Genomic DNA, 15,326 nt, shown 5'->3' with positions numbered 1-15,326 from the left:
CCGGCATCCGGGACGAGCCGGGAAGTGCCGGACACCGGCAATGCGGAACCGGCCTCCGCGATGGCACGATCACCGTGAACGCCCGCCGCGCGCGGGCAGGTTGGCGGGCGTCCCCGGTGGCGGTCGGCAGTGCGACGGGGAGGCGGACGCGTGGTGGCACAGCGGGGCGGGGCGGCCGCGGCCGGGCAGCGGAGGGCCCCGGCCCCGGGCCGGATGGTCGTCTGCGGGGACGACGGGCTCGCCCACCGGCTCGCCGTCGAGCTGCGGGACGTCTACCGCGAGCGCGTCACCGTCGTCGTCCCCGCCGACCGCGAACCCCCCGCCGACAGCGGCGGCCGGACCCTGCGCTTCCTCGGCTCCGGGCTCCTCGGCCGCGTACCGTCGCCCGGCGCCCGGCCGCGACCGGGTGACCGGCGGGCCGCCGGTGACCTGCGGGTGATGGAGGCCCTCGAACCGGACGAGGAGGTCCTGACGGCCGCGGGCGCGGCCACCGCCTCCGCGCTGGCGCTCGTCTACGAGGACGACGAGACCAATCTGCGCGCCGCGCTCGTCGCACGGCGGCTCAACCCCCGGCTGCGCCTCGTCATCCGGCTCTACAACCGCAAACTCGGCCAGCACCTGGAGGAGTTGCTCGACCAGGCGGCGATCGTGGCCGAACCGGACATCGACCTCGCCGAGCTGGACTCCTCCACCACCGTGCTCTCGGACGCCGACACCGCCGCCCCGGCCCTGGCCGCGACCGCCGTGGCCGGCACCGGCAAGGTGATCCACGCCGACGGCCTGCTGCTGCGCGCCGTGGAACGCACCCCGCCCGGGGAGGGCGCCGTCGCCGACCCCGGGCTGTGCACCCTGGCCCTGCTGTCCGCGACGACCACGGACCCGGCGGGCGCCGAGGGCTCCGAGGACAGCGGCGAGCAGGGGCCCCAACTGCTGCCGGACGACGAGGCGGTGGCCCGCGCCACCGGCCGGGGCACGGTCGCGCTGGAGGCCGTGTCGTACGCCGGGGGCACCCAGGCCGCCTCCCGGCTGGCGGGCGCGGCGCTGCCCATGGGGTCGCTGTTCTCGCGCCGGCTGCGCTGGTCCCTGTTCGGGCTGCTCGCGGCGGTCGGGGCGCTGGCGCTGACCGCGTGGGCGGTCTCCGGGGAGGACCCGCTGCACGCCGCGTACATGACCCTGCTGGACATCTTCGCCATCAACGACCCGGCCGTGGACGAGGCCGCCGGCCGCCAGGTCCTCCAGCTGCTCGCCGGACTGGTGGGCATCCTGCTGCTGCCGGTGCTGGTCGCGGCCGTGCTGGAGGCCCTCGGCGCGTTCCGTACGGCGACGGTGCTGCGCCGGCCGCCGCGCGGACTGTCCGGGCATGTGGTCCTCCTCGGCCTCGGGAAGATCGGCACCCGGGTGCTGGCCCGGCTGCGCGAGATGGAGATCCCGGTGGTGTGCGTGGAGAACGACCCCGAGGCGCGCGGCCTCGCCCTCGCGCGCAGCCTGCGGGTGCCGGTGGTGCTCGGCGACGTCACCGACGAAGGGGTCCTGGAGACCGCCCGGATCCACCGCGCCCACGCGCTCCTCGCGCTGACCAGCTCGGACACCACCAACCTGGAGGCGACCCTGTACGCGCGGTCGATCCGGCCCGATGTGCGCACCGCCCTGCGGCTGTACGACGACCAGTTCGCCACCGCCGTCTACCGCACCCTGCGGACCGCCCACCCGCGTGCGCTGACCCGCAGCCGCAGCGTGACGCATCTGGCGGCGCCCGCGTTCGCCGGGGCGATGATGGGCCGTCGCATCCTCGGGGCGATCCCGGTGGAGCGGCGGGTGCTCCTGGTCGCCGCCGTGGACGTCGCCGGTACCCCGCAGCTGGAGGGCCGGACCGTGGCGGAGTCCTTCCGGCCCGGCGCCTGGCGGGTGATCGCCCTGGACACCACGGACCCGGAGAACCGCCGCGCCGACCTGGGCCCGCAGGGCGGGGCCCCGTCCGGCGAGAACGGCTCGGGCCTGGTCTGGGACCTGCACCCGGGCCATCTCCTCACGGAACGCGACCGGGTGGTGATCGCGGCGACCCGCCTGGGGCTCGCGGAGCTGATGGGCCGCCGGATCGTCCGCGTCTGAGGGCGTGAGCCGGGCGGGGATCACGGCGGACCGGGCATCATCGGGGGCGGTCGCGGACACGATCCGAGGGGGACACGGGGTGGAATGGGGAACACTCGTCGCCACACTGGGCGGCGGTCTGATCGCGATAGCGGGCACGGTCCTGGCCGACCGGCTGCGCACCCGGCAGGAGCACCGCCGGGGGCTGGAGGCGCGCCGCCGGGACGTCTACACGGAGTTCATCGCGGCGGCGGGCGCGGCCCACACGGAACTCCGCCGCCTCGCGCAGGGCGGCGCCGGGCCGTCCGGCCTGGAGGGGGCGAGCCGCGCGGCGCTGACGGACGCCCGGATCTACGAGGTGCGCGAGCGCCTCTTCCTCGACGCCAGCACCCGGATCGCCGGCGCGGGCCAGACCATGTTCGAACACCTGCGGGCCCTGCGCCGGGCGGTCGCCGCGGGCGCGGACATCGCGTCCCCCGCCTTCCACGACGTCTACCACCCCTACCTGGACGCCGTCTGGGCCTACCGCGAGGCCGTCCGCGACGAACTGAAGGGCCGCGCCCTCGCCCCGACGGACTTCGGCTGGTCCGCCTGGGACGGCCGCGAACGCTGCCCGCACTGCGCGGAGCGGGGCACGAACGCGCTGACCGCGCCGCGCCCCGCTCCGTGAGCCGCCGTGCCCCGGGGTCCTACTCCGGGTGGTGCACGTCCGGGGGGTCCGGGCGGTGGTCCGGGAGGGGGGAGTCGGCGGTGGCCTCGTGGTGGAGGCGGAGGAATTCGAGGTGGCGTTCGTACTGGTCGAGGATGTCGGCGATGAGCTGCTCCTTGGTGTAGCCCATCACGTCGTAGCCCTGGTTGCCCTCGGCGAGCTGGACCTCGAAGCGGACGTAGCTGTCGTGGGTGCTGACCGAGCGGGTGGCGAAGGCGGGGGTGGGCAGTTCGGTCGGCCAGACGCGGTAGACGAACTGGTCGCTCTCCCCGATCGGGACGCCGAGGCCGACGTGCGGGAGGCCGGTCGGCTCGTCGGTGCCGGTCAGGACCTCCGCCTGCGCGCCCTGGTCCCGGAGTTCCTGGGCGACCTCCTCGAAGGCCGGCCGGCACACGTCCTCGACGAAGCGGACGGCGGCGCGGCGGCCCGGGAAGGCCATCGCGCGGCCGAGGCGGCGGCGCCAGTACTGGGCGCCCGTCGGGCCGTGCTGGGTGGTGCGGCCGGAGAGGGAGCCCGGCAGGGTGGTGGTCAGCGCCTCCTCGCGCATCCGTTCCGAGCGCAGGGCCAGATAGAGCCCGGCCATGATCAGGAACATCACGAAGGAGAAGGGCAGGCCCATGATGATCGTGGCGTCGGTGAGGGCCTGCACACCGCCGACGATCAGCATGGCGAGGGTGAGCAGACCCGTCGCCACCGCCCAGAAGGTGCGCAGCCAGGTCTTGGCGTCGGTCACCGGGGTGGGCAGGTGGGAGCTGAGGTTGCCGGTCACCAGGGCGCCGGAGTCGGCGGAGGTGACATAGAGCAGCAGCCCGACGAAGGTCGCGAGACCCGCGCTGAACACGGCCCCCGGGTACTGGTCCAGCAGCCCGTAGAAGGCCTGTTCCGGGGAGTTCAGGGCGATGTCGCCGAAGGCGGTGTTCCCGTCCATCACCACGAACAGGGCGCTGTTGCCGAAGACCGCCAGGAAGAGGCCGGTGAAGAAGAACGGGATGATGAGCGTCGCCGCGATGAACTGGCGCAGGGTCCGGCCGCGGGAGATCCGGGCCAGGAACAGTCCGACGAACGGCGCCCAGGCGATCCACCAGGCCCAGAAGAAGAGGGTCCAGGCGTCCAGCCACTCGGTGGGCTGGTCGTAGGCGAAGGTGTTCAGGGTCATCGACGGGAAGCCGCTGATGTAGTCGCCGATGTTCTGGACGACGGCGTTCAGCAGCCGGAAGGGTTCGCCGACCACCAGGATGAAGAGCATCAGCAGCACGGCGAGGAGCACATTGAGCTGGGAGAGCCGGCGGATGCCCTTGTCCACGCCGGAGACCGCGGAGACGGTGGCCATCAGCACCGCCACCGCGATCAGGCCGATCTGCGCGGGCAGCCCCTCCGGGATGTCGAAGAGGTACTTCAGGCCGTAGTTGAGCTGGACGACGCCGATACCGAGGGAGACGGAGATGCCGAAGACGGTGCCGATGATGGCCGCCAGGTCGACGGCGTCGCCGACCCGGCCGTGGATGCGGCGGCCGATCAGCGGGTAGAGCGCGGAGCGGATCGCGAGGGGGAGCTTGTAGCGGAAGGCGAAGTAGGCGAGGGCCATGCCCATCAGGGCGTACATGGCCCAGCCGGTGATGCCGTAGTGGAACAGCGTCCACACCACGGCCATCCGGGCCGCCTCCAGCGACTCGGGGTCCCCCTCCGGCGGGGCCAGGTAGTGGCTCACCGGCCCGGCGACGGAGAAGAACATCAGGTCGATGCCGATGCCCGCCGCGAACAGCATGGCCGCCCAGGAGAAGAGGCCGTAGTCGGGCTTGTAGTGCTTGGGGCCGAGCTTGATCGTGCCGTACTTGGACACCCCGATGAAGACCACGAACACCAGGTAGAGGGTCGCGGCGAGGAAGTAGTACCAGCCGAACCAGCCGGAGATCTTGTCGACGGCCACGCCGATGGCCTTCTCCGCCCCGGAGGGCGTGATGATCGCCCAGACCGAGATGGCGAGGATCAGCGCGGCCGACCCGAAGAAGACCAGCGGTTTGAGGGTGCCCTCGCCCTCCGGGGACCCCTCGGCGAGGTCCTCGGTGTCGGCGGCGGGGCCGGGCGCGGTCACAGTTCCGCCCCGGTGGCGGCGGGCCCGGGACGGCCGGTGAGCAGGTCGGCGGCGCGTTCGGCGACCAGCAGCACGGTCACCATCGGGTTGATGGTGGGCATCGTCGGGAACACCGAGGCGTCCACGACCCGCACGCCCTCCACGCCCCGCAGCCTCAACTGCGGGTCGCAGACCGCCATCGGGTCGTCCGCCGCGCCCATCCGGCAGGTGCCCGCCGGGTGGTAGACGGTGTGCGCGACCCGCCGTCCGTACTCGGACAGCTCGGCGTCGGAGGTGACCTCGGGGCCGGGGGCGACCTCGCGCACCAGCCAGTCCCGCAGCGGTTCGGTGGCGGCGACCTCGCGGGCGATCCGCAGCCCGTCCACGACGGTCCGCTCGTCGTGCCCGTCCGGGTCGGTGAAGTACCGGAAGTCCAGGGCGGGATGCTCGGACGGGTCGGCGCTGCGCAGCCACATCCGGCCGGTGGAGCGGGCGCGCGGCACGTTCGGCGTCATGCACACGCCGTGCTCCGGGACGGGGTAGCCCAGGCGTTCGGTGTTGACGGTGAACGGCACCTGGTAGAAGTGGAACATCAGGTCCGGGCGCGGCTGGTCCGGCTCCCGGCGCAGGAAGAGCCCCGCGTCGGAGTCCATCGCGGAGTTGGGCGGCAGCGGCCCGGCGGTCTCCCAGACGATCACGGACTCGGGGTGGTCCAGCAGGTTCTCCCCCACTCCCGGCAGGTCGGCCCGCACCTCGATGCCGACGCGCCGCAGGTCCTCGGCCGGGCCGATACCGGAGAGCATCAGCAGCCGCGGGGTGTCGATCGCGCCCGCGCAGAGCAGGACCTCCCGCTCGGCGCGCACGGTGGCGGGTTCGCCGTCGGCGCCGCGCACGGCGACCCGGGTGAACCGCCCCGCCTCGTCGGGCAGCAGCCGGTGCGCCCAGGTCTCCAGCTTCAGGGTGAGGTTGGGCCGGTCCAGGACGGGGTGGAGATAGGCGACGGAGGCGGAGGAGCGCAGATTGCCCTCCGGCTGGTACGCCAGGGAGAAGAAGCCGGTGCCGTCGGCGAAGGGCCGGGCGTTGAAGTCCTCGACGACGGGGACGCCGAGGGCGCGGGAGGCGGCGGTGACGAAGTCCCGGGCGATCGGGTTCCGGTCGGCCTCGGCCACCGGGACGATGTTGGTCAGCAGGCGGTCGCGGTACGGCAGGATCGTCGCCGGGTCCCAGCCGGTGCAGCCCTCGGCCACCCAGTCGTCCAGGTCCTCCGGCAGCGGCAGAAAGCTGATCAGGGTGTTGTGGGAGGAGCAGCCGCCGAGGACCCGGGCGCGGGAGTGCAGGATGTGCGAGTTGCCGCGCGGCTGCTCGACGGTGGTGTAGCCGTAGTCGAACTCCGAGCCGAGCAGGTTGATCCAGTTGCGCAGGCGCAGGATGCGGTCGTCGCCGACGTCGCTGGGGCCGCCCTCGATGACGCAGACACGGCAGTCGGGGTCCTCGGTCAGCCGGGCGGCGAGCACACAGCCGGCGGTGCCGCCGCCGACGATGACGTAGTCGTAGGCGGACTCGGCGCCGTGCGGGGTGATGGGAGCCATGGGGTGCCTGGGGGCCTTCCTGGGTGGGGGCGTTGGGGCCGGGGTGTGGGGGTGGGCGTGGGGTCAGCCCTTGAACCAGCCGGTGGGCGCGGGGGCGAGGTTCTGGTAGATGTGCTTCGCCTCCTGGTACTCGCGCAGCCCGGTGGGCCCCAGTTCGCGCCCGACGCCGGAGTGGCCGAAGCCGCCCCACTCGGCCTGCGGGACGTACGGGTGGAAGTCGTTGATCCACACGGTGCCGTGCCGCAGCCGGCGGGCGACGCGCTGGGCGCGGCTCGCGTCGGAGGTCCACACGCCGCCGGCCAGGCCGTAGCGGGTGTCGTTGGCCAGGGCCACGGCCTCGTCCTCGGTGCGGAAGCGCTCGACGGTGACGACCGGCCCGAAGACCTCCTCCTGGACGATGCGCATGGACCGGTCGCAGTCGGCGAAGACGGTCGGCCGGAGGAAGTAGCCGCGGGCGAGGGCGGGGTCGGTGGGGCGCTCGCCGCCGGTGACCAGCCGGGCCCCCTCCTCGCGGCCGACCGCGATCAGGGCCTCCACCTTGGCGCGGTGCTCGGCGGAGCTGAGCGGCCCACTCTCGGTGCCCTCCGCCATGCCGTCGCCGAGCCGGATCGCGGCGGCGCCGCGGGCGAGGGCGTCGACGAAGCGGTCGTGGAGCGAGTCCTCGACGATCAGGCGCGATCCGGCGGAGCAGACCTGGCCGGAGTGGAGGAACGCGGCGTTGAGGGCGTTGTCCACGGCAGCGTCGAAGTCGGCGTCCGCGAAGACGACGTTGGGGTTCTTGCCGCCGAGTTCCAGGGCGATGTTCTTCGGGCCGTCGGCGGCGCCGGCCATGATGGTGCGCCCGGTGGCCAGGCCGCCGGTGAAGGAGACCAGGTCGACCTCGGGGTGGTTGGTCAGGGCCGCGCCGACCGTGGCGCCGGAGCCGAGGACCAGGTTGGCGACGCCGGGCGGGGCGCCGGCCTCCTCGATGAGCCGGATCATGGCGATGGTGGTGAGCGGGGTGACCTCGCTGGGCTTGAGGACGAAGGTGTTGCCGGCGGCCAGGGCCGGGGCGACCTTCCAGGAGGCCTGGAGCAGGGGGTAGTTCCAGGGGGCGACGAGGGCGCAGACCCCGATCGGCTCGTAGACGACGCGGCTGAGGACGTCCGGGCCGACGTCCACGACCCGGCCGCCGTCCTTGCCCGCGAGTTCGCCGAAGTAGCGGAAGGTGTTCGCCACGTCCTCGACGTCGATCCGGGCCTCGGTCAGCGTCTTGCCGGTGTCGAGGGTCTCGGTGCGGGCGATCTCCTCCTTGTCGCGCAGGAGGAGGTCGTGGACGCGGCGCAGGAGGTCGGCGCGGCGGCGGGTGGGGGCGCCGGCCCACTCCCCGTCGTCGAAGGCCCGCCGCGCGGCGCGGACGGCGCGGTCCACGTCCTCGGCGTCGGCCTCGTCGACGGTGGTGACGACGGAGGCGTCGTACGGGTTGACCACCTCCCGCCGGCCGCCGGCCGACGCCCGCGTCCACTCGCCGTCGATGTACAGCTCGCCCTCGCCCACCGCGGGCCTCCTTCGCGTCCGGCCGGTGTCGTGCCGGTGTCGTCACCGGTCCGTGCCGTCCGTGCTGATCCGTTTGACGGTCAGCAAGATGGCCCATCGGACGGTCCACGGCCACGGGACGCACCGCCGCGAGGGCGAGCGGATGGTTCAGGCACCCCGGGCGGGCTAACGGAGCGGGCCGGCAGGGAGGCGGGGAGGCGGGCTGGGGCTAGCCGGGGGCGCCGGCCGCGCCGCGCGGGTAGGAGACCTCGACGCGGCGGTTCTTCTTGCGGCCCTCCTCGGTGGAGTTGTCGGCGATCGGGAACTGCTCGCCGTAGCCGCGGACCTCGTAGGTGATGCCCGCGTCGGTGAGCGATCCGGAGAGGATCGAGTGCACGGCGTCGGCGCGCTTCTTGGACAGCACGTCGCCGTGGGCGGAGGACCCGAGGTCGTCGGTGAAGCCGAAGATGCGGACGCGCCGGGCGTTCTCCTTGGTGATCTCGGCGGCGATCGCCTGGATCCGGGTCCTGGCCTCGGGCCCGAGCTTGGCGCTGTCCTTGCCGAACAGCACTTCGGCCTGGAGCGCGAACGTCACATCGGAGTTGGTGTCCTCCCGGCGCTCCTCGCCCCCGGGCGACTCGACGACGGACTTGATGTCGAGCACCTTGGCGGGCGCGAGCGTCGCCCCGTCGACCATCCTGAGCCCGGGCGACGAGGGGTCCACCTCCACGGGCGGCGTCGCGGACGCCTCGGTCCCGGGCGGCACACTGGGCGTCTCGTCGGCGTGGGCGCCGGGGGCGGGGCCGGCGGTGAGGAGCAGGACGGCGGTGACGGCGCCGAGGGCGAGGCGGGGGGCGGGATGCCGGGGCGTCCGGGTGCGGGTCATGTCCTCGCCGCTCATCCGGTGATCTCGACGGTGGTGGTCTGGAACGTGGGGAGTTGGAAGTCCACCGACGTCGTGTCCTGCGGGGGCGCCGGGAACTGAATGAAGATCGGGAGCTCCTGACCTGCGTCGACCTGGGTGAAGCCCGAGGTGCACAGGCAGCGGCCGTCCGTGTCACGGAGCACGTAGTAGCGCTTCTTCCCCACTTTGTCGACCAGAGTGGCCCCGCCCACCGACTGACCGCCGCCCTGGAGTTCCTGCTCGTTCCCCCGCCATGGCGTGGTCTGGTAGTACGTGGCGCTGCCGGTGTTCTTGATCTGGCCGTTCACCGTGACGAATCCGCCGGAGTCACGCTCGACCGAGGTGACCTCCAGAACGATCCCGTTCCTGCCCTTCGCGGTGGCGATGACTTCGGTGGGCTCGGGCTTCGGTGTGCCGGATGTTCGTCCGGCACCCTGACTCTCCTTCCTCGGCGGAGTGGAGGACGAACCGGGCTTGTCCGCGCTGTCGTTGCCCTCGCCCCCACCACAACCGGCCATCGCCAGAGTCAGCACGGCGCACACCACGGCCGCTGCCGCTCCCCTGCGTACCGCCGAGACGCGCCGAATGCTCATCGATCGGATTCCTTCTCTCGTGTTCACTGTCAGTCGACCAGCCGGACTTCGAAGAGGTCCTTCGCCTCGGGCAGGTCGTCCGGATCGTCTCCCAGGTCCCAGATCCTGTCCTCGCAGACCAGCGTGGGAAGTCGGGGGTCCTCGTCCTCCCCCGGATCAGGATCGGGGTCGGGCGTCGGGCTCAGGCTCGGTGAAGGGGTGGGCTCCGGGGGCAACGGGCCCACGGCGCACAGGGGCTCCACCACTGCTTTCGCATCCGCCTTCGCGTACTTGCCCTCGGTGCCGGGGACGACCGACGCGCCGATCGGTTCGGTGGTTTCGACCTCGACACCGTAGGTGAGCCACGGGGTCATCTCGGCACGGCAGGGCGCGGTCAGCCGGGCGCCGTTGCGAGCGGCGAAGCCCTCGGCCTCGCCGCAGGCGAGCACTTCTCCGCTGCCATCGAAGATGGCCTGCCAGGCGGCAGGGTCGTCAAGTGCGTCGAGCCACTGGCCGGTGAGCTGGCGACGGGCTTCCTGGGCGGCTGCCAGGGCTGCGGCATCCGCCGCGCCTTGCGCGGTGCTCCGCGTCGCGGACGCCATGCCGACGGCGAAGAAGGCGAACGCGAGGAAGAGCAGACCACCCACCATCACCAGGTACAGGGGAAAAGCCTGCCCTTGATCCCGGGCACGCCGGCGCACGGAGGGATTCAGCCAGCCTTGATCTTGTCGATCTGTTCGTTGATCTTCTCCGTGATCTTCCCGCCGATCCCCGTCCCCACGATCGCCCCGATGATCACCACCACCACCATGATGATCCCCAGGTACTCCAGTGCCGTCTGGCCCTTCGAGCGGTCGGGGCCGGTCATGTGGCGGACGACGGTGTTCCGCCAGGTGGCCAGGCGGAGCTGGGTGCTCACCGCGGCCTTCAGCAGCGAGTCGTTGGACATGTCGTCCCCCTTCGGGTCCGGCCGGATCGGGGCCGGCCGGTGCGCGTGTCTCGGTGTCGGTGCCGACACCCGGAACGTACGGCGGGCGGGGCGTTCCCGTACAGGGCCCCTGGGCCCAATTCCGGCCGAAATAAGCCGTCATGGCGCGATCAGACATGGTCCCGCACCACCCCTCCCCCTCCCCGTACAACCCGGCCGTGCCCGACGACGTCACGGGGCGGACGCCGGGCCGCACCGGGCCCGGGACAGGTCGTCCGCGTAGCGGACGCGTCACCCCGCGTGTTCGGGAACGACTGTCCCACAGCCGGTTGCAGGTGCGAAGCGAGTTCGCCTGAATTCAACGAAGTCGAGACGTTCGGGCCGCACGGCCCCGCCCCCGCAGCCGCTTGGACCCCGCGCCCCCGTCGCCCAGCCGCTTGGACCGCCGACTCAGCGGCCAACTCAGCCGCCCACCGAGCCGAAGTCCGCGTCCGCGCCGAAGACGAAGGCCGCGATCAGGAGGATCATCGTCGCCGGGACCATGATCGAGGTGATGGTGAGCGTCGCCTTGGGGACCGCCTTGGCCGCCCGCCGCCGGGCGTTCTGCGCGTCCGTGCGGCGCATGTCGTTGGCGATCTGGATGAGTGTCTCGGTGATCGGGGCGCCCAGTTCCTCGCCCTGCTGGAGGGCGGTGACGAACTGCGCGACCTGCTCGCTGTCGTTGCGCCGCCGCAGTTCGTCGAAGGCCTGGCGGCGGCCGACGCCCATGTCCATCTGCCGCAGGGTGATGCGCAGTTCGTCGGCCCAGGGCCCCTCGTAGCTCTCCGCGACCCGCTCCAGCGCCTCCCGGAAGCCGAGGCCAGCGCTGACCACCACCGCGAGGACGTCCAGGAAGTCGGGGAGGGTGCGCTCGATGCGGTCCTTGCGCTGGCGGATGGCCGCGAGGATGCCGACCTCCACCCAGAAGAGCCCGAAGGCGACCATCAGCAGGGCGAGCAGCGGCTGCCCGCGCAGGACCATGGCGAACGCGCCGAAGGCGCCGAGGAGGCCGTAGACGGCCCGCCGGGCGGCGTAGCGGTCGAGGGTGAGGCCGCCGGGGTTGCCCGCGAGGTCGATACGGCGGCGGACCTTGTTGACGCGCGCGGGGCCCATCAGCCTCAGCACCGCGGGCGCCCAGCGCATGCCGAGCCGGTCGACGGCCGAGCCGACGGCCGTGGTGCGGGTGGCGCCGACCTCCAGGGCGAGGGCGAGGTCCCCGGGCAGCCGGGCCTCGGCCCGGTACATGCGGACGCCGTGGAAGACGCCGACGACGCACAGGGCGATCACCAGGGCGAGGGCGAGTGAGGTCATGGTGGCGTGCGTTCCTCTCGGGCCGCGCGGGCCGCTCGGGGCCTCAGACGTCGATCTTGGACAGCCGGCGGATGACGAACACGCCCAGCCCGTACAGCACCAGGGCCACCACGACCGCGGCCTGGCCGAGGAAGGAGTCCGTCATGCGGTCGATCGCGCCGGGCAGGACCCGGTCGAGCAGCAGCAGGGCGGCCAGGCCCATCGCTGGCACGGCGTAGGCGGTCAGGTTGACCTGGGAGAGCTGGGTGCGCACCTCGCGGCGGGTCTCCTTGCGCTCCTCCAGGGTCTCGGTGAGGTTGCGCAGCGAGCCGACGACGGTGCCGCCCGCCCGGTTGGAGAGCACCAGCGTGGTGACGAGGACGACGAGTTCGCGCGAGGGGAGGCGTTCGGCCAGCTCCCCGAGGGCGGTCTCCACGGAGTGCCCGACGGCGAGCTGGTCGGAGACCCGGGCCAGTTCCTCGCCGGCCGGGGCGTCCAGTTCCTCGGCGGCCATCGACAGGGCGGTGCGCAGGGCGAGTCCGGCCTGGGTGGCGTTGGCGAGGATGCGGGACAGCTCGGGGAGCTGGTTGATGAACTTCTCGATCCGCTTGTTCCGCTGCCAGTCCAGGAACCCGAACGCGCCCCAGACGGCGAGGAGTCCGGCGATCGGCCCGAAGAACGGGGCGAACAGGACGTGCGCCAGGATCCACAGCCCCCCGGTGGCTGCGGCGGTGCCGACGAAGAACTCCCCCGGGGTCAGGTCGAGTCCGGTGACCGCGAGCCGCAGGGTGATCCAGCGGCCGAGGCGGGTGCGGCGCAGCCGCCGGTCGACGCCCCGGAAGCGCCGGCGGCGGCCGCCGGGCGCCTCGGCGGGGCCGGTGCGGTCGAGCCGTTCGATCAGGGCCTCGTGGCGGGCCCGGCCGGTCGACCAGGCGTGCACGCCGAGGACGGCGAGCACCCCGCACAGCAGGGTGGCGCCGATCGTCAGCCAGACGGTGGTGGTCATGTCGTCGCCTACCGGGCCTCTCTGACGGTGAGCTGGTCCTCGCGCGCGGCGACGCCGAAGGACTGCGGGACGGGCTGGCCCGCGAGGAAGAGCCGGTCGGCCAGTCTGCGGGGCAGCGGCAGATGCTCGTGGACGCCGTGCACCCGTCCGTCCGCGCCCATCGGCCGGGCGGCGAAGCGGGCGACGGTGGCGAGCCGGTAGGGCTCCTGCCCGCGCGAGTCGAGGACGGCGATCTCCCGTACCCGCCGGGTGCCGTCGGCCTGCCGGGTGAGCTGGACGATGCAGTCCACCGAGCTGTTGATCTGGTCCCGCAGCGCCTCGAACGGGATGCGCACCTCGGACATGGACGCGAGGGTCTGGAGACGCATCAGGGCGTCCTCGGCGCTGTTGGCGTGGACGGTGGCGAGGGAGCCGTCGTGGCCGGTGGACATGGCCTGGAGCATGTCCAGGGTCTCCCCGCCGCGGACCTCGCCGACCACGATGCGGTCGGGGCGCATGCGCAGGGAGTTGCGGACGAGGTCGCGGATGGTGATGCGGCCCTTGCCCTCGACGTTCGCGGGGCGGGACTCCAGGCGGATGACATGGGCCTGCTGGAGCTGGAGTTCCGCGGAGTCCTCGATGGTGATGACCCGCTCGCCCTCCGGGATCAGCCCGGAGAGGGCGTTGAGCAGGGTGGTCTTCCCGGTGCCGGTGGCGCCGGAGACGATGATGTTCATGCGGGCCTGCACCAGGGCGGAGAGCAGCAGGACCATGGGCTCGTCCAGGGAGCCGACGCCGATCATCTCGTGCAGGGTGAAGGCGCGCGGGAAGCGCCGGATGGTGAGGGTGGCGCCGGAGAGGGCGAGCGGCGGGATGATCACGTTGACGCGTTCGCCGGTGGGGAGGCGGGCGTCGACCATCGGATTCGACTCGTCCACGCGGCGGTTGACGGTGGAGACGATGCGTTCGATGGTCTGCATCAGCTGCTCGTGGGAGGCGAAGCGCAGCGGCAGGAGTTCCACCCGGCCGTCGCGCTCCACGAAGATCTGGTCCGGCCCGTTGACCATGATCTCGGTGATGGAGGCGTCCTCCAGGAGGGGTTCGAGGACGCCGAGGCCGAGGGCCTCGTCGACGACGCGGCGGATCAGCCGGCCGCGTTCGACGGCGGAGAGGACCGGGCCCTCGCGGCTGATGATGTGCCCGAGGACGCGTTCCAGCCGGGTGCGGCGCTCGTCGGCGGCGAGCGCCGACATCTCGGCGAGGTCGATCTCCTCCAGGAGCTTGGCGCGGTAGGTGGCGACGAGATGGCCGTCGTCGTGCCCGCCCCCGCGGTCCTCGGGAGCGGTGAGGCGTGCCCGCAAACTCATGTGTGACTCTCCTCAAAGGGGCGGGGGCCGGCGGTGCGCTGGGGCGGACGGGCGGCGGCGGTCAGTCAGTCGGTCAAGTCGGTCAGCGAGTCGGTCAGTCGGTCAGTCGGTCAGTCGGTCAGTCGGCGGGCATGGTGGAACTCCGTTCGGCGTGGCCCCAGTCGACGAACGGGATCACGGACGGGATACGGATGCGGACGGTGGCGGTGGCCTCGCGTCCGCCGGGGCCGCCGCTGTGGACGAGGTCGTCGGCGAGCCAGCCGGAGACGGCGGCGCGGGCGGCCTGGCCGCCGGTGGTGGCCGGGTCGTCGTCGCTGTCGGCGCGGGCGGCGGCCCGGGCCGCGGTGCCGGCCTGGAGGGCGGTGTACGCGCCCACGCCGAGCTGGAGGGCGGCGAGGGCGAGGATCATCAGGATCGGCAGGAACCCGGCGAACTCCAGGGCGACCTGGCCCCGGTCGCGGCGGGCGGGCGTGCGGGCGGGGCGGTACCGGAGGGCACGGCGGGCGGAGCGGGCCGAGACCGGCGGCGTCCGGTGCCCGACGCGGGCCGGGTCCTTGGGCGTGCGGCGGGCGACGCGGGCTCGGTCCGGGGGCGGCGTCCGGTCCGGCGGCGTCCGGTGCCCGACGCGGACCCGGTCCGGGGGCGGCAGCGTCCGGTGCGAGGCGGGGCCCGTCATCGTTCCTCCACCGCCGCCGCGCGCGAACTCGCCTCGAAGGGGAACGGAGCGAAGCCCGGGAAGAGCACCGGCACCCGGAGCGTCACGGTCGCCTGGTACATCCCGCCGCCCGCGCTGCCGCAGGCGACGTCCGCGCCCTGCCGCCAGGTGTCCAGGTCCTCCAGCGCCGCCGCCTGGCAGCGCCCGGCCCCGCCCTCGCCGACCGCGCCCTGCCGGGCCGCCTCGTCCGCCGCGTTCCCCGCGAGGACATAGGTGTAGCCGAGGAGGGCGGCCTGCCACAGCAGTACGCAGGTGACCGCGATCGCGGGCAGCATCCCGACGAACTCCACGGCCACCTGCCCCCGGTCCCCGCCCCGCCGCCACGGCGGGCGCACACCGGCACCGCCCCGGCGGCCCGTCGCGGGCCCGCCCGCGAGGGAACCACCCGGCTCACGCCCGGCGGACCCGGCCGCCGGGGCGTGGCGGCGGCCGTGAAGCGCCTCCCCGGTGCGGGGCGTTCCGGACCCGGCGCCTCTCGCGGGGGGCGGTCCGCTCTCGTCCGCGCCGCCCGGGCCGGCAGCGCGCTCCCGGGCGGCGGGGGCGCCACCGCCACC

General features: G+C 73.4%; 14 protein-coding genes. 2 read left to right on the top strand and 12 right to left on the bottom strand.

Translation table 11 applies throughout. The annotated features are described in order from the left end of the window. Positions 1 to 213 precede the first annotated feature (213 nt). On the top strand, positions 214 to 2,109 hold the full coding sequence (locus ABZ457_RS17955) for an NAD(P)-binding protein (RefSeq protein WP_359158556.1): 1,896 nt from the start codon (positions 214 to 216) through the stop codon (positions 2,107 to 2,109). 79 nt (positions 2,110 to 2,188) lie between these two features. After that, positions 2,189 to 2,758 (top strand): CchlQ, encoded by a 570-nt coding sequence (locus ABZ457_RS17950; RefSeq protein WP_359158533.1) that lies wholly within the window; start codon positions 2,189 to 2,191, stop codon positions 2,756 to 2,758. Positions 2,759 to 2,777: 19 nt separating this feature from the next. Here ABZ457_RS17950 and betT read toward each other — a convergent pair whose 3' ends face one another. From betT to ABZ457_RS17890, 12 genes are all read right to left on the bottom strand, one after another. Further along, a complete protein-coding gene (betT, locus tag ABZ457_RS17945) occupies positions 2,778 to 4,889 on the bottom strand; it encodes a choline BCCT transporter BetT (protein WP_359158532.1) in 2,112 nt (703 codons plus the stop codon). Continuing rightward, complete coding sequence (locus ABZ457_RS17940) at positions 4,886 to 6,457, bottom strand: GMC oxidoreductase (RefSeq protein ID WP_359158531.1); 1,572 nt, start codon at positions 6,455 to 6,457, stop codon at positions 4,886 to 4,888. The genes betT and ABZ457_RS17940 overlap by 4 nt, the downstream gene beginning before the upstream one ends. Positions 6,458 to 6,520: 63 nt before the next feature. Then, complete coding sequence (locus tag ABZ457_RS17935; RefSeq protein ID WP_359158530.1) at positions 6,521 to 7,993, bottom strand: aldehyde dehydrogenase family protein; 1,473 nt, start codon at positions 7,991 to 7,993, stop codon at positions 6,521 to 6,523. Positions 7,994 to 8,201: 208 nt separating this feature from the next. Beyond that, positions 8,202 to 8,873, bottom strand: a complete 672-nt coding sequence (locus ABZ457_RS17930) for an OmpA family protein (protein WP_359158529.1) — start codon at positions 8,871 to 8,873, stop codon at positions 8,202 to 8,204. Beyond that, positions 8,870 to 9,469 (bottom strand): hypothetical protein, encoded by a 600-nt coding sequence (locus ABZ457_RS17925; protein WP_359158528.1) that lies wholly within the window; start codon positions 9,467 to 9,469, stop codon positions 8,870 to 8,872. Before ABZ457_RS17925 ends, ABZ457_RS17930 begins: the two co-directional genes overlap by 4 nt. Positions 9,470 to 9,498: 29 nt before the next feature. Then, complete coding sequence (locus ABZ457_RS17920; protein WP_359158527.1) at positions 9,499 to 10,149, bottom strand: pilus assembly protein TadG-related protein; 651 nt, start codon at positions 10,147 to 10,149, stop codon at positions 9,499 to 9,501. A gap of 8 nt (positions 10,150 to 10,157) precedes the next feature. After that, entirely contained in the window at positions 10,158 to 10,397 is a 240-nt protein-coding gene (locus ABZ457_RS17915; RefSeq protein WP_359158526.1) for a hypothetical protein, read from the bottom strand. 441 nt (positions 10,398 to 10,838) lie between these two features. After that, positions 10,839 to 11,726, bottom strand: a complete 888-nt coding sequence (locus tag ABZ457_RS17910; RefSeq protein WP_359158525.1) for a DUF5936 domain-containing protein — start codon at positions 11,724 to 11,726, stop codon at positions 10,839 to 10,841. A gap of 43 nt (positions 11,727 to 11,769) precedes the next feature. Further along, the gene (locus ABZ457_RS17905) at positions 11,770 to 12,711 is read right to left on the bottom strand and encodes a type II secretion system F family protein (RefSeq protein ID WP_359158524.1); all 942 of its coding nucleotides are present in this window, start codon (positions 12,709 to 12,711) and stop codon (positions 11,770 to 11,772) included. 8 nt (positions 12,712 to 12,719) lie between these two features. Then, the gene (locus tag ABZ457_RS17900) at positions 12,720 to 14,057 is read right to left on the bottom strand and encodes a CpaF family protein (RefSeq protein ID WP_359158523.1); all 1,338 of its coding nucleotides are present in this window, start codon (positions 14,055 to 14,057) and stop codon (positions 12,720 to 12,722) included. 118 nt (positions 14,058 to 14,175) lie between these two features. Beyond that, a complete protein-coding gene (locus ABZ457_RS17895) occupies positions 14,176 to 14,733 on the bottom strand; it encodes a TadE family protein (protein ID WP_359158522.1) in 558 nt (185 codons plus the stop codon). After that, entirely contained in the window at positions 14,730 to 15,068 is a 339-nt protein-coding gene (locus ABZ457_RS17890; RefSeq protein WP_359158521.1) for a pilus assembly protein, read from the bottom strand. The genes ABZ457_RS17895 and ABZ457_RS17890 overlap by 4 nt, the downstream gene beginning before the upstream one ends. Between the last annotated feature and the right edge of the window lie 258 nt (positions 15,069 to 15,326).

Source organism: Streptomyces sp. NPDC005805 (genome assembly GCF_040630445.1).
Lineage (GTDB): Bacteria > Actinomycetota > Actinomycetes > Streptomycetales > Streptomycetaceae > Streptomyces.
This window is presented reverse-complemented; position numbering and strand designations above follow the sequence as displayed.